This window comes from Dolichospermum sp. FACHB-1250 (assembly GCF_014696335.1).
Classification (GTDB): Bacteria; Cyanobacteriota; Cyanobacteriia; order Cyanobacteriales; family Nostocaceae; genus Dolichospermum; species Dolichospermum planctonicum.
Map to the genome: position 1 here is coordinate 24,799 of NZ_JACJPZ010000037.1, position 23,283 is coordinate 48,081.

Annotated in this window: 18 protein-coding genes and 1 tRNA gene; 3 read left to right on the forward strand and 16 right to left on the reverse strand. The window is 38.2% G+C overall.

Features of this window, described 5'->3' with window-relative positions; translation table 11 throughout:
* Nucleotides 1-197: 197 nt before the first annotated feature.
* Nucleotides 198-1,628 carry an NADP-dependent phosphogluconate dehydrogenase gene (gndA, locus tag H6F39_RS13975; RefSeq protein ID WP_137909302.1) on the forward strand — a complete coding sequence of 477 codons (1,431 nt, stop codon included), beginning with the start codon at nucleotides 198-200 and terminating at the stop codon, nucleotides 1,626-1,628.
* A gap of 154 nt (nucleotides 1,629-1,782) precedes the next feature.
* On the opposite strand, the gene H6F39_RS13980 is transcribed toward gndA, so the two are convergent.
* The 11 genes from H6F39_RS13980 to H6F39_RS14030 all read right to left on the reverse strand — a co-directional run bounded on the left by H6F39_RS13980 (nucleotide 1,783) and on the right by H6F39_RS14030 (nucleotide 12,541).
* Complete coding sequence (locus H6F39_RS13980; protein ID WP_190396888.1) at nucleotides 1,783-2,601, reverse strand: FkbM family methyltransferase; 819 nt, start codon at nucleotides 2,599-2,601, stop codon at nucleotides 1,783-1,785.
* Nucleotides 2,602-2,686: 85 nt separating this feature from the next.
* A tRNA-Cys gene (locus tag H6F39_RS13985) sits at nucleotides 2,687-2,757 on the reverse strand.
* A 133-nt stretch (nucleotides 2,758-2,890) separates the two neighbouring features.
* Nucleotides 2,891-3,487 (reverse strand): chromophore lyase CpcT/CpeT, encoded by a 597-nt coding sequence (locus H6F39_RS13990; protein WP_137909303.1) that lies wholly within the window; start codon nucleotides 3,485-3,487, stop codon nucleotides 2,891-2,893.
* Between the two features lie 91 nt (nucleotides 3,488-3,578).
* On the reverse strand, nucleotides 3,579-4,358 hold the full coding sequence (gene pstB, locus H6F39_RS13995; protein WP_137909304.1) for a phosphate ABC transporter ATP-binding protein PstB: 780 nt from the start codon (nucleotides 4,356-4,358) through the stop codon (nucleotides 3,579-3,581).
* Between the two features lie 21 nt (nucleotides 4,359-4,379).
* Nucleotides 4,380-5,270, reverse strand: coding sequence for a phosphate ABC transporter permease PstA (gene pstA / locus H6F39_RS14000; RefSeq protein ID WP_137909305.1), 891 nt, complete (start codon nucleotides 5,268-5,270; stop codon nucleotides 4,380-4,382).
* 92 nt (nucleotides 5,271-5,362) lie between these two features.
* Nucleotides 5,363-6,355 (reverse strand): phosphate ABC transporter permease subunit PstC, encoded by a 993-nt coding sequence (pstC, locus tag H6F39_RS14005; RefSeq protein ID WP_137909306.1) that lies wholly within the window; start codon nucleotides 6,353-6,355, stop codon nucleotides 5,363-5,365.
* A 185-nt stretch (nucleotides 6,356-6,540) separates the two neighbouring features.
* The gene (gene pstS, locus H6F39_RS14010; protein WP_190396889.1) at nucleotides 6,541-7,584 is read right to left on the reverse strand and encodes a phosphate ABC transporter substrate-binding protein PstS; all 1,044 of its coding nucleotides are present in this window, start codon (nucleotides 7,582-7,584) and stop codon (nucleotides 6,541-6,543) included.
* Nucleotides 7,585-7,810: 226 nt separating this feature from the next.
* Nucleotides 7,811-9,409: an Hsp70 family protein gene (locus tag H6F39_RS14015; RefSeq protein WP_137909308.1), complete on the reverse strand. Its 1,599-nt coding sequence runs from the start codon at nucleotides 9,407-9,409 to the stop codon at nucleotides 7,811-7,813.
* A gap of 420 nt (nucleotides 9,410-9,829) precedes the next feature.
* The gene (locus H6F39_RS14020; RefSeq protein ID WP_190396890.1) at nucleotides 9,830-10,435 is read right to left on the reverse strand and encodes an exopolysaccharide biosynthesis protein; all 606 of its coding nucleotides are present in this window, start codon (nucleotides 10,433-10,435) and stop codon (nucleotides 9,830-9,832) included.
* A gap of 201 nt (nucleotides 10,436-10,636) precedes the next feature.
* Complete coding sequence (locus H6F39_RS14025) at nucleotides 10,637-11,512, reverse strand: lipid kinase (protein ID WP_137909310.1); 876 nt, start codon at nucleotides 11,510-11,512, stop codon at nucleotides 10,637-10,639.
* Between the two features lie 204 nt (nucleotides 11,513-11,716).
* The gene (locus H6F39_RS14030; protein ID WP_137909311.1) at nucleotides 11,717-12,541 is read right to left on the reverse strand and encodes a nitrate ABC transporter ATP-binding protein; all 825 of its coding nucleotides are present in this window, start codon (nucleotides 12,539-12,541) and stop codon (nucleotides 11,717-11,719) included.
* Nucleotides 12,542-12,714: 173 nt separating this feature from the next.
* Between H6F39_RS14030 and H6F39_RS14035 the strand changes: the two genes are divergently transcribed.
* Nucleotides 12,715-12,927 (forward strand): hypothetical protein, encoded by a 213-nt coding sequence (locus H6F39_RS14035; RefSeq protein ID WP_190372090.1) that lies wholly within the window; start codon nucleotides 12,715-12,717, stop codon nucleotides 12,925-12,927.
* Nucleotides 12,928-13,275: 348 nt separating this feature from the next.
* On the opposite strand, the gene H6F39_RS14040 is transcribed toward H6F39_RS14035, so the two are convergent.
* From H6F39_RS14040 to H6F39_RS14060, 5 genes are all read right to left on the reverse strand, one after another.
* Complete coding sequence (locus tag H6F39_RS14040; protein ID WP_137907800.1) at nucleotides 13,276-15,279, reverse strand: nitrate ABC transporter ATP-binding protein; 2,004 nt, start codon at nucleotides 15,277-15,279, stop codon at nucleotides 13,276-13,278.
* 89 nt (nucleotides 15,280-15,368) lie between these two features.
* Nucleotides 15,369-16,205, reverse strand: coding sequence for a nitrate ABC transporter permease (gene ntrB, locus H6F39_RS14045; RefSeq protein ID WP_137907801.1), 837 nt, complete (start codon nucleotides 16,203-16,205; stop codon nucleotides 15,369-15,371).
* Between the two features lie 40 nt (nucleotides 16,206-16,245).
* Nucleotides 16,246-17,622, reverse strand: a complete 1,377-nt coding sequence (locus tag H6F39_RS14050) for a CmpA/NrtA family ABC transporter substrate-binding protein (protein ID WP_190396891.1) — start codon at nucleotides 17,620-17,622, stop codon at nucleotides 16,246-16,248.
* A gap of 550 nt (nucleotides 17,623-18,172) precedes the next feature.
* The gene (locus H6F39_RS14055; protein WP_190372088.1) at nucleotides 18,173-21,061 is read right to left on the reverse strand and encodes a glycerol-3-phosphate acyltransferase; all 2,889 of its coding nucleotides are present in this window, start codon (nucleotides 21,059-21,061) and stop codon (nucleotides 18,173-18,175) included.
* Between the two features lie 642 nt (nucleotides 21,062-21,703).
* Nucleotides 21,704-22,321 (reverse strand): hypothetical protein, encoded by a 618-nt coding sequence (locus tag H6F39_RS14060; RefSeq protein ID WP_190372087.1) that lies wholly within the window; start codon nucleotides 22,319-22,321, stop codon nucleotides 21,704-21,706.
* A 195-nt stretch (nucleotides 22,322-22,516) separates the two neighbouring features.
* Between H6F39_RS14060 and H6F39_RS14065 the strand changes: the two genes are divergently transcribed.
* Nucleotides 22,517-23,065 carry a pentapeptide repeat-containing protein gene (locus tag H6F39_RS14065; protein ID WP_137907805.1) on the forward strand — a complete coding sequence of 183 codons (549 nt, stop codon included), beginning with the start codon at nucleotides 22,517-22,519 and terminating at the stop codon, nucleotides 23,063-23,065.
* The last annotated feature ends 218 nt before the right edge of the window (nucleotides 23,066-23,283 follow it).

Here is a 23,283-nt window from a genome sequence, read left to right on the forward strand (position 1 = left end):
GTCACTAATTTGTCACTAATTTGTTGACTTAAATACAAAATGAAAATAATTATTGATATTGGTCGTAATTTTGGGAAATTCTTGAGAAACTCTTAATATCTTCTTTAGGAGTGAAGCGAAAATCTCGGACTACCCTTAAAGAGAAAGGATCTGCAAGAGAAAGAGCCAAACCCAAACAAAAGATTTGAACACAAACTATGACACTACAAAGCTTTGGTGTGATTGGATTAGCTGTTATGGGCGAAAATATCGCTCTTAACGTTGAAAGAAATGGCTTTCCAATTGCAGTTTACAACCGCTCTCGTGAAAAAACCGATGCCTTTATGGCGTACCGCGCCCAAGGACGGAACGTTAGGGCTGCTTTTAGCTTAGAACAATTTGTCGCCTCATTGGAACGTCCTCGGAAAATTTTGGTGATGGTACAAGCTGGTAAGCCTGTTGATGCGGTAATTCAACAGCTTAAGCCTTTACTACAAGAGGGTGATATTATTATTGACGGTGGTAATTCTTGGTTTGAAGATACAGAAAGACGCACTCAAGAATTAGAACCCACTGGTTTACGTTATATTGGTATGGGTGTGAGTGGTGGTGAAGAAGGAGCTTTAAATGGTCCTTCTCTCATGCCCGGTGGAACAAAAAGCTCTTATGAGTATCTATCCCCGATTTTCAATAAAATCGCGGCTCAAGTTGATGATGGTCCTTGTGTCACTTACATTGGTCCTGGTGGTTCTGGACATTATGTGAAAATGGTTCACAATGGTATTGAGTACGGTGATATGCAGTTAATTGCAGAAGCGTACGATTTACTGAAAAATGTGGCTGGTTTAAATGCAGCACAACTCCATGAGGTATTTTCTCAATGGAATACAACTGACGAACTCAATTCATTTTTGATTGAGATTACAGCGAATATTTTCCCCTATGTTGACCCAGAAACCAAGATTCCCCTCGTTGATTTAATTGTTGACGCTGCGGGTCAAAAGGGTACTGGTCGTTGGACTGTACAAACTGCTTTAGAATTGGGTGTAGCGATTCCAACAATTACAGCAGCAGTAAATGCGCGGATTCTGTCTTCTATTAGAGATGAACGCATTGCTGCTTCTAAGATTATCACCGGACCTAATGCTAAGTATGGTGGCGATATTGCCGCTTTTGTAAACATGGTGCGGGATGCTCTCTATTGTTCTAAAATCTGCTCCTATGCTCAAGGTATGGCGCTGTTGTCTACAGCTTCTAAAACTTACAATTGGGAATTGAATTTGGGCGAAATGGCTCGAATTTGGAAGGGTGGTTGTATTATTCGGGCTGGTTTCTTGAATAAGATTAAGAAGGCTTTTGACGAAAATCCAGCTTTACCTAACTTGTTGTTAGCGCCTGAATTTAAGCAAACAATTCTGGATAGACAAGCGGCTTGGCGGGAAGTAATTGTGACTGCGGCTAAGTTGGGTATTCCTGTTCCAGCTTTCAGTGCTTCTCTAGATTACTTCGATAGTTACCGCCGCGATCGCTTGCCACAAAACTTAACTCAAGCACAACGGGACTATTTCGGCGCTCATACTTACAAACGGACTGACAAGGAAGGAACTTTCCACACTGAATGGGTTCCCATTGCTGAGGCTAAGAAGTAAGATACTTTTAGTTAAGGTTTCACTTTAATTCTTGCTGTTTATTTCAGCAAAATTGTCTATAGGGCGGGGTTTCTCCGCCCTAATTTGTAAGAGTTGGAGAAAAGAAATACTTTTCTATCGCTATTTTAGTAAATTTGGCTTTTAACCGCTTTTTTTACCAAGCATACACACTAAAAATATCAGAACCATTGAGGATAGGTTCTTGTTCAATTTTAATGTTTTTAAATCCTTTGTCTTTTAAACAATGTTCAATTTTTTCTAAACGGAAATCTATATCATGTACTTCTACAAAAACTTGCTTTATTTTTGACCAATCTTCTATTTCAATACCTAATAGCACATCCATTTCACTTTTCTCTACATCAATTTTCAGTAAATCAATTTGCTCAATTTGCTGCTCACGAATAATTTGTGATATTGTTTTCAATTGACAGTTAACTTCTTTTCCTTGAAAAGCAGCGGTTAATTTCCAATTGATAAGACGTGAAAATAAAGACTCTGGTAAATATCGTAACCAGGAAAGAGGAGCAGGAAAATGTTTAAAATTAGCTATAGATATTGATTGAAGTTTATCTATTTCCGCTTGTTGTGTAATGGGATAGGCTGTAGAACCTAAGGTCATATTTGGATAATAAGTAAATTTTACATTTCCAGCTTTTTGAGAAAGTCCACAAGCAAATTCTTTAACATTTTTTAAGCTAAAACGTTGAATGTTTTTATTGAGAACTTCAAAAATATCAGGGATAGGTTCAAAAGCATAAATATTTATTTTCTGATTAAATTTATGTGATAAATAAAGTGCAAATAATCCAATATTTGCACCAACATCAAAAACTGTATCTCCTTGATTTAACCCAATACCATATTTTAAATAATTCTGAACTTCCTGATACATTAATTGTGCTTCATCTTTTTGTAAACACAATATTTTCATCCCATTAGAAAGACGAGTTTCTCGAATTACACTTCGCATAAAACTTCTAAACTTAAATAATGCCTGCAAAAACACTATAACACTATATATACCGGATATTAATTATTTTCTTATTTTTTTCCAAAGGCGACACCCGGATTTGAACCGGGGGTGAAGGTTTTGCAGACCCTTGCCTTACCACTTGGCTATGTCGCCGCGCCTACGATTACTTATGATAGCACCATTTTTCTCAATTTGCACTATTTGGGAGAAATTTTTTTAATTATGCTTTTGATTATGAATTTTTTTCACAGACTGGACAGACTGAAAGCCTGTCCTGTATTGGATTTTAAGGATTTAATTTGACTTCTTGGGCAAAATTCCCCCACCGCAGGAAGTAAAAAGGACCAGCGACCGAACCCCAAATATGCTCATCTGTTTCAGGATTTCGCCCTCTGTCGCGGCTGATGAACCTTTCACCATCAATTTCAAAATCACTATCCAAATAGGTTCTTTGCCCGTCACGGATGACAATGCAGCCTTTTCCTGGTTCGACTGTGCCTTTGAATTGGCTGCCAGTCCATTCTACAATCATGTTACAACCAGAAAGCTTTTCTAGGCGATCGCTTGTTAAAGTTTGTAACCGGGGTAAATCACGAGAAGCACCGTAAAAGTCTTTTTCTGCTTTGACTGTATAGTTTTCAATGTGGATTTTATCCCCTACTGTTGTCAGATGTAACACCCGCACGCGGTAGGGTTTATTCAGCATATAGTCGTAAGCTTGTTCTACAAACAAACTCACCCCTGATAATACCTCCCAATTCAGGGGACGCATACATACACGAATATGGGCAAAAAAAGCCGGATTCTCGAAAACTTGGGCTTGATTGCTAAAATCGGCCGCCATCCACCGTGCTAAGGTGGTAATATCTGTAGAATGAGTCATACTAATTTGGGATTTTGCATGAGGAATGCTTATGATTTTAAATCCTGATGAGGCTCAAGCTACATCTTGTATTGAGTTTATTTATCCGTATTTAACCAAAACGTCCAGAAACATAGTCACGGGTACGAGCATCTAAGGGACTACCAAAGATTTGACTGGTAGCACCAAATTCTACCATTTGACCGATGCGACTTTCATCGGTACTAAAAAATCCCGTGAAATCAGAAACACGGGTTGCTTGCTGCATATTATGGGTGACAATGACAATCGTAAATTCTGTTCGCAATTTGTGAATTAAGTCTTCCACTTTCATGGTAGCAATGGGATCGAGGGCTGAACAAGGTTCATCCATGAGTAACACTTTGGGTTTGACTGCTAAAGCTCTAGCGATACAAAGACGCTGCTGTTGTCCACCAGAAAGCCCAAAAGCAGATTGTTTTAGTTTATCTTTGACCTCATCCCAGAGGGCGGCACCTTTAAGCGCGGATTCCACAATTTCATCTAATTCTACTTTCGGACATCGGCCGGCAATTTTTACGCCGTAAGCAATATTTTCATAAATACTCATGGGAAAAGGGTTTGGTTTTTGGAATACCATGCCAATTTCCCGACGCAGACGATTGATATTAATGCGAGGGTCATAGATGTTTTGACCAAAAAATTCGATACTACCTTCAACTTTGACTTTTCCTTCTAATTCACTAATGCGATTAATAGTTTTGATGAATGTAGATTTACCACAACCACTAGGACCAATTAGTGCGGTAACTTGGTTTTTATAGATATCCAATGATATCCCTTGAATAGCTTTATAGTTGCCGTAGTAAAAGCTAAGATTTTTGACTTTGATCGCTGTGGTTAGATTACTCATAATTTAATGCAAGAAACGTTTTTAATTGGCTTTACTTTTCTGAGAGATTAAGCGAGATATCAAGCTAAAAAATAGCACTATGGTCAGAAGAATGATAGAAGTAGTCCAAACTAATTGGTTTACTGCTGGGTCAGGATTATTATAAAGATTAAAAATCAATACTGGTAACGAAGCAGTAGGACTGAATAAACTATCTGACCAATTTTGACTAAATAAAGCGGTAAAAATTAGTGGTGCGGTTTCACCAGCAGCCCGAGCTATGGCTAAGGAAATACCCGTAGTAATTCCGGGAATAGCAGCACTAATAATCACGCGAAAAGTAGTTTGGAAGCGAGTCCCCCCTAAAGCGGCGGATGCGAGACGCTGAGGTATAGGAATTAACTTTAAAGCCTCTTCTGTTGTCAATACTATCACTGGTAGCATGATCACAGCTAAAGCAAAACCCCCAGCAATGGCGCTAAATTGCTTAGTTATTAAAACAATCACACCATAAGCGAACATCCCCACCACAATTGAAGGTACACCCGTGATAATGCTAGTAATAAATCTAACATATTGAGCGACTGGGTTGGTTTGACTAAATTCCGCTAAGAAAATTCCCGTCATTACCCCCACAGGAATACTGAATAATGCACCAATGCTGACCATGAGTATAGTACCAAGAATAGCATTGGCAAAGCCATTTTCAATTAATGGACTAAATAACATCTCCAACCTAAAGCCAGAAAGTCCCCTGTGCAAAATTTCCCACAATATGGACAATAATGGTAGAAGTGCTAATGCAGTTAAACCAAAGGCCAGTCCGTTCATTAAGTATGTAAATACTTGTCTACTGGTAGGTAAGGGCTTGCATAATTCCGATGCTATGGATTGATCTATTTGATTTATTCGGGAATTGAAAGAATCACTCATAATTAACTTTAGATTTTGGATTTTGGATTTTGGATTTTGGAGATTTTAGATTTTAGACAGAAATTTTCATTCTTTCTTCTTCTTGACTCCTTTCATCTATTCTTTTTACCAACCCATTTAACTAATAAAACAGCCCCAATATTGACAGCTAGAGTTAACGCAAATAAAATTAAGCCTAAATAGCTTAACGAACCAATATGTAATCCTGGTTCAGCTTCGGCAAATTCATTAGCTAAAACGGCGGGGATTGTGTATGCTGGATCAAGTAAAGATAGTTTTATTTGAGCGTAATTACCAATTACCATGGTTACTGCCATTGTTTCCCCTAAAGCCCTACCAAGAGACAACATAGCCGCACTTACTAACCCGGAAAATCCTGCTGGTAATAACACCCGAAAAATTGTTTCCCAACGAGTTCCCCCCAAGGCCATAGATGAACTACGTAAATCCTTAGGAATGACCAACATTACATCACGAGAAATAGCTGCCATTGTGGGTAAAATCATAATGGAGAGAATAATTCCCGCTGTCAACATATTATTTCCCGCTGGATCTTCGGTATTAAATAGTGGTATGAATGCAAAAGTGCCACCTAACCATTTTTCCAAAGGTTTTATGACAGGAATAAATACAAAAATTCCCCATAAACCAATAATTACACTGGGGATAGCTGCAATTAGTTCTACCACAAAAGCGAGGGTACTTTTAACCGGAATGGGTAAGAAGTCCTCACTAGTTACTAAAGCTATGGATATACCCACGGGTACAGCTAGTAAGATGGCGATCGTACTACTCACCAGTGTTCCATAAATATAGGGCAACGCGCCGAAAATTTGATTACCTGTATCCCAATCTTGACTCCATAAAAAGCCCAGTCCGAATTGACCAATAGCCGGTTGTGCTTGCTGAAAAATTACCCAAGTCATCACAAATAGAATGGCTACAGTAATACCAGCAAAAATATACACCAGCCAGGTAAATCCTCTATCGAACCAGAAGTTAATACCACTGATCGATATTAAATCAATATTTCCATTATTTAAACTCAGTGAATTCTTATCCCGTTCTTCAAAGAAATTAGTCATAATTAATAACAGGTGGAGGAAATAAAAGGAATATACATTTTATAGGGTATTTAAAACAGGGTATTTGCAAAGTTTCAGTTAGTGATATTACTCCCCCCAGTCTCCCCAATGCTTTAGGAAGAGATTATTCCCTCCCCTTGACAAGGAAAGGGTGGGGTGTGCTACTTATAACTGTGTGTAAAAAATTACTTGACAGTGCTATTTACAGTCTTTAATACACGATTGACAACATCACTGGGAATTTTAGTGTAGTTGAGGTCATCATTATATTGTTGACCGTCTTTGAGAACCCAGTTAATCCATTTTTTAATTGCATCAGCTTTAGTAGGATTAGAATACTGTTTGTAAACCATCATCCAAGTTAAACCAACAATAGGATAACCTTGTTCTGGGTCTCCAATAAAAACGCGGTAGTTGTCGGGAAAAGTTACATTTGATAAAGCTGAGTTAGCAGATGCTAAGGAAGGAGCGACAAATTGTCTTTTCTTGTTTTGCACTTCTGCCGATTTTAGATTGTTTTTGGTAGCATAGTCATATTCAACATAACCAATAGATCCGGGATTGCTTTTCACCAATGCAGCTACCCCTGGATTTCCTTTACCTTTGAGGGCGTTTGGTAAAGTCCATCTGGGAGCAGTATTAGCACCAATTCTACCTTTGAAATAACCGCTAATAGAACTTAAATGGTTAGTAAAAATGAATGTTGTACCACTACCATCAGCGCGAACCACAAATTTAATTGGTTGATTTGGTAGATTTACACCAGGGTTATCCGCTTTAATTTTCGCGTCACTCCAGTTAGTAATTTTTCCAGAGAAAATATCTGGTAATGTAGTCCGAGATAATCTGAGGTTGTTGACACCAGGTACATTATAAACAACGGAAACAGCACCACCAGCAGTAGGTACTAAGATGACACCATTTTTAACTTTACCAATCTCATCATCTTTCATGGCTGCATCACTAGCACCAAAGTCTACAGTTCCCGCAATGGTTTGACGAATACCACCACCACTACCAATGGCTTGGTAATTAACTTTCAAATCAGGATATTTTTTCCTAACTTCACGGGCATACTTTTCGTAAAGAGGAGCGGGAAATGTTGCTCCTGCACCGTTCAAAGTCTGAGCTGATGCTATTTTACTCAAGACTGGACTTAACGCAACAGCCCCTGTTAATAGCGAAGTAGTAATAACACGATTCATCAAAACACTGGCTAAAAAAGTCATACTGCCTCTTAATTTTTAGAGATACCTGGCTAAAGCCAATTACATCTTGAACTAAGGGTGATTGCCTATGGTTAAGGATATATTAAATATAGGTAAAGAAAAGTTTAAGCTATGTTTAAAATTATGCTAGTAAAATCAATAAATGTAGAAACTAAAAAATAACCCATCTGATGATTTATTTATCATCGTGGTAAATTTTAAGTTGAAATTAAGTGAAAATTTTAACTTAACTTAATTGTGCTACAAGTTGATTTTCTACTAAAATACTATTTGTTAATAAGTCTTCAATAGTCATTCTTAAAAACCTTTGTTCATCAACCTGAAAGTAGATTTTAATACGATCACTGCCAGGGAAACCAGGTGGTGTAAGTTTAGCAATTTTACTGGCTTCTGTGTTATCATTCAATGGTTTGACGATGGTTGCTGGACTATCAAGCTGACGAGTAATCAATCTATCTCCATCAAAATATACCTCTGTTGCACCGCTTTGTATTCCTAGTTCTCCAATAATTAATTCAATACTCGGTTGATTTTCTACAGAAGCGCCCAAAGTTAATTCTACTGGTTGAGTCATGGGGTAAGTTTGTCCGGTTTTAATGATAGGATGCCAATGATGACGTTGATGACGACGATCCCAATAACGCACACCATAACTATGATAAAGATAGTCTTTAATTTCTATTCCTTGAGTTATTTGTAATGCTCCGTGAGCAATAGCTTCAAAAGGCAATTGACGACGGATTTTTTCTGGGTTAAAATATTGTTGTATCCATGTCTGTATTATTGGTAATTGCACCGTTCCACCAACTAATAATACTGTATTAATATCATCAATTTCTATACCGTAATTTTGTCCTTGTTGTAATAGCGTCATCATCACACTATCCAGTTGAGCAAAAAATCCGTTTTCCCGTAAAATATTTTCTAGCGTATCACGATTCAGGTTCATTTCATAACTTGTAAAAGTCTGATCATCAAAATAAACTTCAGTAACTTGATCTTGAGTTGATAGCTGAATTTTTACCTTTTCTGCTAACCGCGCGGTCAATGAACTCACTGGTAGTCCTTGGCTTTTCGCAAAATAATCTACTATCCAGTTATCAATATCAGTTCCCCCCAGATTTTGCCCTGCTTTCGCCAAAACGCGGGCTGTTTTCGTTTTTTGTTTAGAATCTTCACTCAAATTTCTTTCACCCCATTTGAGCAGAAATCCCAGGGGTTTGTTTTTGGCTGGTGTTCCTTTATCTAAGCTGACTAAAGACAAGTCTAATGTTCCACCACCAAAGTCAACAACTAATAAAGTTCCTTTATCTGTTAAACCGTACCCTAAAGCCGCTGCGGTGGGTTCATCTAACATCCGTATCTGTTCTACTGGTAGTGATTGACAAACTTTGCCTAACCAGTGACGATAAGCTTCAAAACTGTCTACTGGTGCGGTCAAAACCAAGGAATCTATACTTCCTTCGATGATGGCTAATTCGGTAATTACTTGAGTTAAAAACCATTTTCCCACTAGTTCAAAAGTAATATTTTCATCATCAAGTTCGGGTAAAAACCCTTGGATATCTGCACCAATTCCCCGTTTAAAGTTTCGGAAAAATCTGGTATCAGTTTTCATGTCCAAACCGCGATCGCGTACCTGCTGACCTGCTATAATTTTACCTAAGCTGGCATTTTCTATGTACACTAAACTGGGAATTAATGGGGGGTTAAGATGCTGTTTTGTTGACAAACCAGGTAACTTGAGGGTTTCTGGTTGTTGGGTGACTGGGTTCCAACGAGTGATGACTGTATTACTTGTCCCAAAATCAATAGCGATCGCCATATTATTATAATAGTATATTTTATAATTTTATATTATTTCAGGAAATAGAGAATAGGGAATATTCCCGACTCAGCTGTTGTGTATTTAATTTGTATAAATTTGGCGGGCAAGAGTTGTACTGATCTGGCAATGCCCTGAGCTAGTTGAAGGGTCAAAGTATACCCACTCTACAAGATTTAACCATTTTAGGATTATACAATTTAGGTGCGTAACAGCTTATCAAACTATATCAGATAAAATTAGATAAAATTAGATAAAATTCCCACTATAATTATCCGGGTAGATGAGAAGAACTAGTGGATACTGTAACAGTAGATGCACCTTAATTAAACCATGACCCTCAGCTTTTAGTTAGTTGAGGGGATTTTTTTAATTTTTGGTGGTTATTTTAACAACTTTTCACCAGAAAGATCAAATATTTCATTTGAAAATAGAAGGCAACAAATTGGGCGCTAACCATGCAGCATAACCAATAAAACCAAACAGTAGCGTAATTAAAAGAGTGACAACATAGCTAATACACATTAGTAACCCATCCGATTCAATGGTAGCAACTGCCAGAAGTAAAATCCCCACGGTTGGGATAGGATTAGTGAAGGGAACGGGAGAAATCAACAATATTGTCAACCAAGAGATACACAGCCCGTTAAATCGCCAAATCCAAGGATGATTAGCCAATTTCTGGAATCGGGGACGGGCAATTTTTTCCAAAATTCTAGTAACCCGGCGCAAATTTTGTAAAATAATTTGGGCGAAAGCGTTAGGAAATTGATAGTTAGCGATTTTTTTCGGTAGCCAAGGTGTTCTTCTGCCTAAAACCATTTGCAGGGATAATAACAAGCAAGCACCCCCGAAAGGACCGCTTAATCCTGGTGGCATGGGAAACAAAAAGGGTAATACCAATAATGCGATCACTAAGCTAAAACCCCGTTCTGACGTTTCTAAGAGAATATCACCTAAAGTCAGAGGTTGTTCGCTTAAGCGTTGCAGTAGAGATTTAATTTCTTGAGAAAACCGTAGATTCATAGCTATGATTCAAGGTTGAGATGATTTTTGTGATGATGATTTCAGGTATCATCGAATAAATCATAACTATGATTGAGATAATTTTTGTGATGATGATTGTAATGTTATCAATATCCAGCAAAATTCAGGAGTGAAAATCCCTAACTGCCTGTTAAAATATGATCAAGTAAATCATGTCAATCAGATAAATCATAGTCAAGATTATACATCAGGAACGAAAATAGCGATCGCTTGAGGAATCACCCGAAAAATAGCGGGAGTATAGGTTGTGATTTCTCCATCAGTATTAATAGAATGGGGTTTGCGGGTATATACTGTAATTTCCTGACCATAAAGGGCGCGGACATTTGGCCATTGAATATGTCGCCCTCGACGCATGGCTGGAAGTAGGGGGAGAATTTGCCACCAATGATCCATTTCCAAACTATAAAGATCCAGTCTTTGGTCATCTATAGCAGCATCATGAACTACAGCCATACCACCACCATAATAACGGCCATTACCCACAGCAATCTGTACAGTTTTCACTAAAAATGATTGGTCATTGATGCGAATTTCTGCACTAAAAGGACGAGATTTCCAAATTACTTGCAACGCAATAACAGCATAGGCAAATATACCCCAACGGCGTTTAATTTCTTTAGTCAATTGTTGAGTAATATTCACACTCAACCCTAAACTAGCAACATTAAAGAAATACTTATTATTCACCCAACCTAAATCAATTCGTCGTAACTTTCCGGCTGCGATAATTTTACAAGCTTCCGGTAGAGAATTGGGAATAGCCAAAGTTCTTGCTAAATCGTTAGCAGTTCCTAAAGGTAAAATTCCCAAAGGTAATTGAGTCTCAATTATTGCCTCTATGGCAGCATTAAGTGTACCATCACCACCACCGATAATTACTAAATCTATTTCCTCTTGATAGTGGCGAATAAATTTACCTAATTGTGTAGCATCTTCGGTAGATTCTGCAATTATTGTTAAACCCAGGCGATTTAAACAATTTATTACTTCTTGGTACCGTTCTTGTCCTTGACGAGAATTACGATTTACTAACAATAGGGCGCGGGTACTCATTAGTAATTTCCTTTAATCACAATTCATCAGGTTACAATAAAAACGCTCCTGAATCTATGGGATTATTTCTCATAAACTTGGTGCGTTATATCGCGTATTTAATTTAATAGCCCCATTTTATCATTTTTTAGCGATGTTAACGCACCCTATATACTTTATTTCCGTAGGTTGGGTTTTCTCAAACCAACCTACATGACTACGTAACTAACCGACATCATCATGAGCGAAACGGTTAAACAAGAAATCTAAGGCATAATTTCGCAATTGATAATATTGCGGATCTTCCATAATTCTGGCTCTATCTCTAGGCCGAGAAAAAGGAATTTCCATCACTTCCCCAATTTTTGCATGGGGTCCATTGGTCATCATGACTAACTTATCCGCCAAAAATAAAGCTTCATCAATATCATGGGTAATCATCAAAACTGTACAACGATTATCACCCCAAATTTTCAACAATTCCTCTTGTAATTCTTCCTTGGTAATTGCATCTAACGCCCCAAAAGGTTCATCTAAAATTAGGACTTTGGGACGAATAGCTAAAGCCCTGGCAATAGATACCCTTTGTCTCATTCCTCCAGACATTTGCATGGGTTTTTTTTCCATTGCGTCCCCTAAACCCACCATAGCTAAATGTTCTCTGACAATAGCCCTTTTTTCAGCTTCTGGCTTAGTAGGATAAACTGCATTTACAGCTAAATAAATATTTTCAAAAGCTGTTCTCCAAGGTAATAACGCATAGTTTTGAAATACCACCATTCTATCTGGACCTGGTTTAGTAATTGGTTGTCCTTCTAATAAAACTTGTCCAGTGGTGGGAAAATTAAAACCAGAAACCATGTTTAATAACGTTGATTTACCGCAACCAGAATGGCCAATAACGCAAATAAATTCACCTTGTTCAACGTTGAGATTAACACCATCAAGAACGGTAAATGGTCCTTTTTTAGTGGGATAAACTTTACAAACTTCTTTAATTTGTAGGAAGGGTTGACGGTTAATTGTCTTGGTGGTTTTGAGGTTTTGCATTGTTTAGTAATTGGTAGAAGGTTTCGTGCAAACGAAAAAAGATGATTTTATGAGTTTTGTGGGATATCTCGTTCCCAGTCTCAGGCTGGGAATGCTGTCAAGAGGCTCTGCCTCTGGTGTAATTGAAGTATAATCGAAGGCAGATCCTTCCGTAATTAATTTCCATACAGAATATGGGAACGAGAAAAGATGATTTTGTTAGTTTTGTGGGATGGGCGAGAAAAGATGATTTTGTTAGTTTTGTGGGATGGGCATCTTGCCCGTCCTGTCCACCCCACAAGATTTTGATTTTCCTGGATTTTTGGGCGGACAGGATGTCCACCCCACAAGATTTTGATTTTCCTGGATTTTTGGGCGGACAGGATGTCCACCCCACAAGATTTTGATTTTCCTGGATTTTTGGGCGGACAGGATGTCCACCCCACAAGATTTTGATTTGCCTGGATTTTTGGGCGGACAGGATGTCCACCCCACAAGATTTTGATTTGCCTGGATTTTTGGGCGGACAGGATGTCCACCCCACAAGATTTTGATTTGCCTGGATTTTTGGGCGGACAGGATGTCCACCCCACAAGATTTTGATTTGCCTGGATTTTTGGGCGGACAGGATGTCCACCCCACAAGATTTTGATTTGCCTGGATTTTTGGGCGGACAGGATGTCCACCCCACAAGATTTTGATTTTCCTGGATTTTTGGGCGGACAGGATGTCCACCCCACAAGATTTATTGTGATTTAAGCTGCGGTTTTTCTGGGGGCTTCTAAAACGACTTCAGCTATGGAGAAATCCCGTTTAATTTCTAGGTCGTTAAGATAGCTAATGGGATCATCGGCGTTAAAGGGTTTATGATCAAATAGTTGAATGGGTTGACGGGTATAACTGATATCTAAACCTAGTTCTCTGGCTGCTGTACTAAAAACACGCACTCGACACACTCTTTCAACTATTTCTACCCAATTTCTAGGGAAGGGAGTATCACCCCACCGCGCTAATTGAGTCATAATCCAAATTTGTTCGGTGCGACTAGGGCGATTAATAGCAGAGTCGGAATAAAATTGATGATGGGCATATTCTCGCATGGGATGATCTAAGTCACAGGTAGCGTTATTTGGATCTTCAATTTGGATATAATCAATGTCTGTACTGACATATTCCCGACTTGCTAAAATTTGCCGCACTTCTTGGGCGTTATCAGGATTTGCACAATATTGGCAGGCTTCTAACAAGGCTTTGGTTAAAGCAATATGGGTGTTAGGATAAGTTTCTGCCCAGTCTTCTCTTACTCCTAAAACTTTGCCAGGGTGTCCTAACCAAACTTCTAAATCTGTAGCAATGGTAAAGCCTGAACCTTCTACCGCAGCCCGATAATTCCATGGTTCACCTACACAATAACCGTCAATGGTTGCACCTTTTAAATCTACTACCATTTGGGCAGGAGGAATATTTTTCATATCTACGTCAATGTCGGGATCAATTCCTCCTGCTGCTAACCAATAACGGAGAAGTAAATTGTGCATTGATGCGGGATGAACTACACCCATTCTATGTTGTTGGTCACGGGTTTTTAGTAGGTAGTTTTTGAAGTCTGATAAACTGTGGACTCCGGCATCATAAAATCTTTTTGCTAAGGTAATGGCGTTACCATTGCGAGTCATTGTTAAGGAGGTAACAACTGGCAAAGGTTCGTTTTTATGCCCGCCTAAAGATAACCACATTGGCATTCCAGAGGGCATTTGGGCTGCATCTAAATAACCACCAGTCATCCCATCCACAATTCCCCGCCAACTGCTTTCTCTGACTAAATTAACTTCGTCTAAACCATGTTTAATAAAGAAGCCTTTTTCTTTGGCTATAGCCAGGGGGGCGCAAGCGGTAAGGGGTAGAAAACCAATTTCTAAATTAACTTTTTCTAAGCCATGACGGACAACTGCTGCGGTTTTTCTGGCGCGGATTTTCTTAACACGTTTTTGTTGGTTAAGGAAGTAAATCATTTCACTTCGCAAACTGTAGTAACTAGGATGTTCTACGACTTCCATTCGTTTACGAGGTCGGGGAATATCAACTTCTAAAATATCCCCAATTTTCGATTCGGGTCCGTTAGTTAACATGACAATTCTATCGGATAACAAAACGGCTTCATCTACATCATGGGTCACCATAACGGCGGTAACTTGATTTTCTTCACAAATTTGCATTAATTGTTCTTGCAAATTACCGCGAGTTAATGCGTCTAATGCCCCGAATGGTTCGTCTAATAATAATAGTTTAGGCCGAATTGCCAAAGCGCGGGCTATAGCTACCCGTTGTTTTTGTCCCCCTGATAACATTCCTGGTTGTTTATCAGCATGGGGACGCAAACCTACCATATCTATATGTTTTTCGATAATGGCTTTACGTTCTGCTTCTGGCATTCCATTTAATACTGAATCTACTGCTAAGGCAATATTTTCTCTGACTGTGCGCCAAGGTAAAAGGGAATAGTTTTGAAATACTACCATTCTATCAGGACCTGGTTTTTTAATCCTTTGTCCTTCTAAGGTTACTAAACCTTCTGTGGGTAAATCTAACCCGGCAATCATATTTAAAAGGGTTGATTTACCACAACCGGAGTGACCAATTAGGGAAATAAATTCGCCTTTTTTAATTTGCAAATCAATACCTTTAAGGGCGATATATTGTCCACCACCAGTTAATTCAAAGACTTTATTAATTTGATCAACGGCAACAAATACTGACATAGTTTTAATGATTGGTAATGGGTAATGGGTAATGGGTAATGGGTAATGGGTAATGGGTAATTTATTTACTAACGACCAATAACTAATGACTATTTTTGTTCTGGTAAAATCCAGTTTTGTAACCAAGCCATGAGTTTATCTAGAATTAAGCCAACAACACCGATATAAACTAGTGCTAAAATGACTTCACTCACGTTGTTATTTTGATAAGCATCCCAGATAAAAAAGCCAATTCCCACAATACCAGACATAACGATTTCTGCGGCAATAATTGCTAACCAAGCTAAACCAATGGCAATTCTTAAACCTGTGAAAATGTATGGTAGTGCTGAAGGAATTAAGATGTTAAAGAAATACTCTTTTTTAGAAAGTTGCAGAACTTTAGCGACGTTGTTGTAATCTTGGGGAATTTGAGTTACACCCACCGCAGTGTTAATTAAAATCGGCCAAATTGCGGTGATGAAAATTACGAATAATGCCGCTGGTTCGTTTTGTCTTAAAGCTGCTAAGGAAATAGGCACCCAAGCTAAGGGCGGTACTGTTCTTAATAACTGAAATAGAGGATCTAATGCTTTAGATATGGTTTTATTGACACCAATTAAAACTCCTATGCCAATGCCAACAATTGCTGCTAATGTATAGCTAATAGCCACCCGTTGCAGACTAGCAAAGATTTGCCAAAATAGCCCTTTGTCTGTTCCACCTTTATCATAAAATGGGTACAAAATCAAAATCCAAGTATCTTGAATAACTTGAATTGGTCCTGGTAATGTTGCCCCTGGTGTCCAAGAAAATATTTGCCAAATAGTCAGAAATATAGCAATTGCAATAGCAGGAGGTGCAAGTTCGGGAAATTGTTTTTGCAAACTTGATAAAAAGCTATTTTCAAATTTAGAACTGTTGGCGCGTTTTTGGGCTAATGTCATGAATTTTTCCTCGAATTTACTAATGACTAATGACTAATGACTAAATACCAGCTTTTTTGATTTTCAAACTCTTGAGATATTCTTCGGGGTTTTCAGGATCAAATTTAATCCCATCAAAAAATGTTTCTACTCCACGAGATGTACTACTGGGAATATCGGCCGCAGCTATTCCTAATTCTTTGGCTGCCTCTTGCCAAATATCTTCCCGGTTGACTTTTTTGATTAATTCTTTGGCTTTGGCTGCACCATTAGTAATGTAATCTTTGGGCAAAAATCCCCAACGTACATTTTCTGTGATAAACCATAAATCGTGACTTTGGTAAGGATAGGAAACACTACCTTTTTCGTCTTTCCAGTAATAAGCAGCCATTGATTTATCATCAATTTTTCGACCATCCCCCATGTCATATTTACCTTGGTAGGGATTAGCTAAAACTGCTGGTGAAGATAAACCAAAGTATTTTTTGGCGGCGAGAATTTGCGCTGCTTCTTGGCGATTTTCAAATTTATCTAGCCATTGCTGGGCTTCCATTATTCCTTTTAATAAGGCTTTTGTGGCTTTGGGATTTTGATCAACCCAATCACCTCTCATGGCAAAATATTCTTCGGGGTGATTTTTCCAAATTTCGGCGGTTAATGCGGCCATAAAACCGATTTTGTCATTAACTAAGCGGAATGGCCAAGGATCACCAGTGCTAAAAGCATCCATTGTCCCGGTTTTCATGTTGGCGACGGTTTGCGCCGCAGGTACTGTTAATAATTTGACATCTGTGTCTGGGTCAATTCCACTGGCTGCTAACCAGTACCGAAGCCATAGGTCTTGGTTAACATGAGGGAAGGTAAAGGCTGCTGTAAAGGGTGTGTTGGCTGATTTGAGTTGGGATAATAGGGGTTTAGCAGTATCCAGTTTTAAGCTAATTCCTTTCCCTAGATGTTTGTTAGCGATCGCAATTCCGTTACCATGAGTAATTAACTGCGCTAAAACATACATGGGTATAGGTTTATTTCCTTTAGTAATTAAACCTTCTGTAATCAAGTGCGGCATGGGCATTTGCCATTGACCACCATCAATACCACCCCCTTGAGAACCAATTTCGAGGTTATCCCTGGCTGAACCCCAAGAAGCTTGTTTAGAAAGTTCTACTTCTGTCATCCCATATTTAGCAAAAAAGCCTTTTTCTTGGGCAATAATTAATGGTGCTGATTCAACTATGGGAATATATCCCAGTTTGGCTTTTGTAGTTTCTGGTTTTTGTTCTGGTTTAATATTAGCTACTGTTTGAGTGGAGGATTTTGTACCAGTATTGCCTGTTTCTGGTGGATTTCCTAAACAGCCTTTGAGTAAAACTGCACTGGCTGAAATTCCAGCAGTGACAATAAATTTACGCCGAGAAACTTGGTTAAAAAATTCTGTCATTATATCTCCTTACATCACAATTTATTTTTCTAACCATGAAAATATGGACAAAGAAAATAAATCATTTCTTTGCTTTATTATTCAAATTTCCAGTTATATCTAGGTATTAAAAATAGACCCTTTTGAGAGTAAAAGGGGTTAGTTTATATACTTAGTAATAAACGTGGTTTAATTTCTGAGCCTGGGGTGATCAAGTATCACTTGGCTAGTAAAAACTAGTTTACAGTGTTCGTGATCAAAGTGATCATTTCTCAACTGGAATTATTAAACAAATATTTAATTGGATACATAAGTAAAAACTTATCTATTAACCTGAAACCTACGAAATGACTCTAATATATAGATTATTCTCTATGATAATAATATCAATATCCCTGACTTCTTAGATAAGTCGGGGATCTGAACCTCTCAATGTGGAAAAATCAAATATTATTCTTATATTTCCTATATATTAAGTAGGATGTGTTACGGCTAGACAATATTGGGGAGTTTGAGAGATTAATTATTAGCCGTAACGCACCGATACATCAGGCGTGTTAAGTTAAAACTGTTACCCTTTTAATATCTCTACAGTACCCTTGTATCCATCAATTCGGACTTGTTGACCATCCTGGAGTATATATGTAGCATTATGTACGTCCATGACAGCAGGAATACCGTATTCACGGGCGATAATTGCCCCGTGGGAAAGTTTACCACCTGCTTCGGCAATTAACCCCCCAGCTTGAACTAGAACAGGGACCCAACCGGAATCTGTATAAGGGACAACAAGGATAGTGTTTTTATCAATATCATGGACTGTTTGTAAAGTTCGTAACACTTTTACCTGTCCTTGAATTTGTCCAATACTTGCTGGAATACCTAACAATATATTATCAGCGGGATTAATGACAGGAGTGATAGGTTGAGGCGGGTTATAACCGTAAACAACGGGGGGAATTTGGGGAATTTGACTATCTTGGAGAAATTGCGATCGCCTGTGTGCTATTAATTCCAATAGGCGATTTCTGATCGCTTCATCTGAATAGATCACTAAATGGCGAATTTCATCTAACTCCAAAAAGAAGATGTCTCCTGGCTGTAATAACAGCCCAGACTGAAGCCAAATCTGTTCTAAGCCCAAAAATGTCCAACGTAATTCAGCCAACAAGCGGGAATAAACTTCCGTCACCCTACCTTTAAGATTCACTCGTTTTTGGGCTAAATTTAAATTTTTCTGTTGGCGACGAGAATCATCTAAATTTGGGATTTCCCCTGCTTTGATTAATTGCACAAACAATTGTCTAACTGGTTGGGGATTTTCTAGCCAAGTGGGAACGGAAATATCTGTACCTACTTCGCTTAAATAACCATAATCCTGAATTAATTCGTCAAATTCAGATAAAATCCTTTCTCCAGCCGTCGTTTTTGCTAATTGCTCAAATATTTTTTCTGGTTCACAATTGTAGTCAATATGATCATCATCTAAGATTTGTTTAGCATCGGCGGCTAGAAAACTCATGGCTCTTAATGATGCTACCTCTGGGGTGACACTGTTATCAATTTTTTCGGATTTGATGCCCAAAAGCGATTGACGGATAGCTGCACTCAAAGGGGCTAAAATACTGTAGTAAGTACCTTGGCGGAGTAAATCAAGAATTAAGTCTATTCTAGTTAATAACTGATCTATTGACAATTCGGCAATGACAATGTTGGATAATTCTGTTAATGCCGGAATAAAAACTTGACGATAATCCGATTTAAAGTCTTTTTCTAAGTCAATTTCTCGTTTCAGCAACCTTGTTAGTCCAGGTAAATTAGCCAAAGTAGAATTTAGAGGAGGTTTAGTCATGGTTGCACCTCTAGTTAAAAAGTCCAGACTTTCTGGGGGTAATCCCATGGCTAAAAAGATTTCTCCTAACAAAGAAGCATTAAAATAAGCTCTAGAGTAGTGTAGTGTGGCTGTTTTAGCGAAATCTAAGTTTTTAGCACGTTCACCTAAAACGATAGTAAAAATTTCTCCCCACACACCACAGGTTAAAGGGTAATTAATAGACCAGGTTAAAGGATGAATAACTCCAGGAATCACTTCTGCGGCAATTTTTCTAGTCCAAATTGGTAAGAGTGTAGTGATAGGTCTTGACTGTAATACCCACAGGTTTTGACCATCATAACTCCATTCTATATCTTGGGGAATACCTAAATAACGTCTTTCTAAACGACGGGCTAAATATGCAACTTGTTTAATTAATGCTTGGGGTATTTTACCATGGCCGTGAAATTCTAGAAAAGATAACTTTTCATCACTAGCAATTACTACTTGATATTGTTCTGGTGTGATTTTTCCTGATACAATTTGAGTAGGACTACCCGATACAGCTTCGATAACTACGGCTTCACCTTGTTGAGAAATAGGATCTCGACTGAAGGCCACGCCAGAAAATACGCTTTGAACTTGTTGTTGAATGAGTACCCCCATGGCGGCTTCTTTTAAATTACGATGACGACGGTATTCGACGGCACTGGGGTGATTATAAGAAGCTTGGACTTGGGCTATGGCTTGTCGAAGTTCTGCTTTGTTGGTAACGTTTAAGATAGTTTCATACTGTCCCGCAGCGGAGGCTTGTTGGGAGTCTTCGCCAATAGCGGAAGAACGGACTACCAAGGGTGAAAGTGGGGACGGTTGCAGAAATTCAATTAACTGGGTAGGATCATCATCAGGAGCTAATACCCAACCTTTAGGAACTGAATAACCCCAACGTTTAATTTGCGATAATGTAGCGGATTTAGCTCCCACCACTTCCCCATCTAATTCTTCCTCTAGGGTGATAATCCTATCCTCATTATTGCTTAAATATTGCATCATTCCCAGAGATTGTGGAGATGCTCCCTCGACGGGGAGGTGAAGATCGTCGGGAATTTGGCTATAAATCCAGTAGATTAACCCCGATAAGGCAAAGGCGGCAATGATTCTGGATAAATCCTCTGAATGGAGGATACCCACAACTAGGGGAAACATTACCAATACCCCTAGTTTAATTGTTTCTTGAGAACGAGTGATCAAAAAACCAATAGCTGCAAGTAAGCCGACCAATGCAGTTACTAACGGATCATGTACCACTAATCCCCAGGAGACGTTTGTGATTCCCGCGCCTTTAGTTGTGACGTATCTACCGACAACTAAGCCGATTAAAGCAATAATTTCCCAGACTGGTTGTGAAGGAAAAAAGTATTGGGCAATTGTGACAACAGCAATGCCCTTAGTTGCTTCTGAAATTACGGACAAAATTCCCGCTAATTTTCCACCATGATAAAAGGCGGCTGCAACGCTAATATTTCCTGTACCGACATTAGCTAACCACTTTCTACTCACGGCATAAGTAATCCAAGGAATTAGCGGTATTGCCCCTAACAGTGGACAAACAATTAAAATAATTAAGATCCCCAAAAAATTAATCATTATTTTCTGATTTAAAATTTAAAATTTGATGACACACTCCAAGTTTGTTATTAACAAAAATGAATATTTATATGATATAGGAAACAAAAGAGCAAATAGAAGTTTTGCCCTCTTGTCTCCTAAATGTTATGCAAAGAATCTAACCTATTGCATAAGCGAAATTAAGCGCCCAAAGGATCAGTCCAGCAATTGATCCTAAAAGTACCACGGTGGAGATTGTAATCAGTTTAGGTGAATCTGCACCTTCAAATTTCATGATTCCGCGATTTAAATCGGACATTGTTTTTAAGCCTCCTTGACTGTATGGCTAGTCTGTCCGTTATGATTTTAGTCTTTCTGTTGGCCAATGATGTTAAATTCTTCTTATATTTTCCTTGAGGTTGACAACAGTGAAAAAAGAACAGGGAAAAGGAGTAAGAGTGAAACCCTCAACCAAGCTGAGAACTAAAATAGCGACTGATAATGGTGATAACTGCTCTGAGACGAGAAATTGGCTTTATCAGTTCCCATGACATGAGATCAAAACTCGTTAGCATCTGAGTTATTTTGTCAAAGCCAAGTAAAAAAGTTCATAAAGGGGATAGATAACCGACTTTTTAGAAAGGCCGATTATCGCAGAATTAAATATTATATTTTTTTAGATTAATTTTCTCTAATCCAAAGTGCTAAACCACCTCCACGTCCACGGGCAGCGATTATATCTTCAGTCACTAAAAAGAAAGCAAAAAAGGGTAATTTAGCTATAGGTTGATCATAAAAATCTTCACGTTCAACCTGACCAAAACGAATTTGTTTATTGATAAATATCCAATTAAATGAACTAATTTGTAGTTGGATAAAATCAAAAGCCAATAAGTTCTTTTTTCCTAAGTATTTTGTTAGTCCTGTTAATTTCAATAAAATCGCTCCCAATTGTATTTGATTAGTAATTTCCCCTGTTCCTAAAGCCCCATCTTTGCTAGGATTAAAGCACAGCAGAATTTTTATAAATTTCGGCATATACCAGCCCTTACCTAAAATAATTCCGCCTCGGTTTCTGACTTTTTTAGTACCAGTAGCAAAACAAAGTCGCCATTTACCGTTGAGAGATTCAAAGGGATAATTTAACTTTTGCACCTTGGCGGTTTTTTCCGCTTCTAGCAGCGCATTTACGACTATTTCAGCTGGGGGAACTTGATTTCCTTCTCGATAAGCAGCAGCGGCACGGGATAAGGTATTCATGAAATCAGAGGTGGAGTTAGATATTAAATTAGTTGTCATACAAGTATTGTTGATGTAAGTATTGCTATATTTTTTCATAAAGTAACTAAATTGTAACGTTTATTGAATTATCTTCTTGATCAGAGTACAATGAATACAGGATTTTAGCTAAAATTCTAGTAACTGGAAACTCAAATAATTGTCTGTGGTTTGGGAAGTGTAATAACTCACCTAGAGACGCAATGAGGTGGAATAATGGATACTAAAAAACTCCTGAAGTCATATAAATCAGGAGAGAGGAATTTCCCGGGGATAAATCTGCACCAAGCTAAGTTAAGTCATGTTGATTTGAGGGGAATAAATTTAGAAGCGGCGGATTTAAGTGGTGCGGATCTTAGTCAAACAAATTTGAGTGGTTGTAACCTCAGTAGAGCGAATTTAACTAATGCTGATTTAAGTAGAGCAAATTTGCAAAGTGCGAACTTAAGCGAAGTTAACTTAATTGGTGCTGATTTAGTTAAAGCCAACCTCGAGAAAACTAACCTGAGTGCTGCTGATTTACGAACTGCAAATTTAACCTTAGCAAACTTAGTAAATGCAAACCTGAGTCAAGCGGAAATCAGTGGTGCTGACTTTAGTGGCGCAAATCTCCATAACACAAATTTAATTGATAGTAATATCAATGAAGCAGAATTTATGGGAGTTGATTTAACAACAACAATTATGACAGAATTGGAGATAACAGGAGAAATTCTGCATATAGGTTTATCTCATAAATGGGTAACTTGGGCTGGTAGTTATTGATATTTTGACAAGTTCAAAATCAATAATACACCAATTGAAAAAAGAATCAAATAGATTTATATAGGCGGAATTTACCCGCCTTTTATTTGAAAATAAATAAACAATTACAGCACTTCCCGGTGTTATGAGGTACAGTAACAACAATTAGTGAACCAATTTTTTAAATGTTGAGGATTCATCAAATCGAGAGCAACAGAAATAACTTTATCAACTATTTC

Excerpts from the sequence above, each read along its gene's own strand:
- gndA (WP_137909302.1), top strand. The coding sequence starts at position 198 with ATGACACTACAAAGCTTTGGTGTGATTGGATTAGCTGTTATGGGCGAA.
- H6F39_RS13980 (WP_190396888.1), bottom strand. The coding sequence starts at position 2,601 with ATGCGAAGTGTAATTCGAGAAACTCGTCTTTCTAATGGGATGAAAATA.
- H6F39_RS13990 (WP_137909303.1), bottom strand. The coding sequence starts at position 3,487 with ATGACTCATTCTACAGATATTACCACCTTAGCACGGTGGATGGCGGCC.
- pstB (WP_137909304.1), bottom strand. The coding sequence starts at position 4,358 with ATGAGTAATCTAACCACAGCGATCAAAGTCAAAAATCTTAGCTTTTAC.
- pstA (WP_137909305.1), bottom strand. The coding sequence starts at position 5,270 with ATGAGTGATTCTTTCAATTCCCGAATAAATCAAATAGATCAATCCATA.
- pstC (WP_137909306.1), bottom strand. The coding sequence starts at position 6,355 with ATGACTAATTTCTTTGAAGAACGGGATAAGAATTCACTGAGTTTAAAT.
- pstS (WP_190396889.1), bottom strand. The coding sequence starts at position 7,584 with ATGACTTTTTTAGCCAGTGTTTTGATGAATCGTGTTATTACTACTTCG.
- H6F39_RS14015 (WP_137909308.1), bottom strand. The coding sequence starts at position 9,409 with ATGGCGATCGCTATTGATTTTGGGACAAGTAATACAGTCATCACTCGT.
- H6F39_RS14020 (WP_190396890.1), bottom strand. The coding sequence starts at position 10,435 with ATGAATCTACGGTTTTCTCAAGAAATTAAATCTCTACTGCAACGCTTA.
- H6F39_RS14025 (WP_137909310.1), bottom strand. The coding sequence starts at position 11,512 with ATGAGTACCCGCGCCCTATTGTTAGTAAATCGTAATTCTCGTCAAGGA.
- H6F39_RS14030 (WP_137909311.1), bottom strand. The coding sequence starts at position 12,541 with ATGCAAAACCTCAAAACCACCAAGACAATTAACCGTCAACCCTTCCTA.
- H6F39_RS14035 (WP_190372090.1), top strand. The coding sequence starts at position 12,715 with ATGGGAACGAGAAAAGATGATTTTGTTAGTTTTGTGGGATGGGCGAGA.
- H6F39_RS14040 (WP_137907800.1), bottom strand. The coding sequence starts at position 15,279 with ATGTCAGTATTTGTTGCCGTTGATCAAATTAATAAAGTCTTTGAATTA.
- ntrB (WP_137907801.1), bottom strand. The coding sequence starts at position 16,205 with ATGACATTAGCCCAAAAACGCGCCAACAGTTCTAAATTTGAAAATAGC.
- H6F39_RS14050 (WP_190396891.1), bottom strand. The coding sequence starts at position 17,622 with ATGACAGAATTTTTTAACCAAGTTTCTCGGCGTAAATTTATTGTCACT.
- H6F39_RS14055 (WP_190372088.1), bottom strand. The coding sequence starts at position 21,061 with ATGATTAATTTTTTGGGGATCTTAATTATTTTAATTGTTTGTCCACTG.
- H6F39_RS14060 (WP_190372087.1), bottom strand. The coding sequence starts at position 22,321 with ATGACAACTAATTTAATATCTAACTCCACCTCTGATTTCATGAATACC.
- H6F39_RS14065 (WP_137907805.1), top strand. The coding sequence starts at position 22,517 with ATGGATACTAAAAAACTCCTGAAGTCATATAAATCAGGAGAGAGGAAT.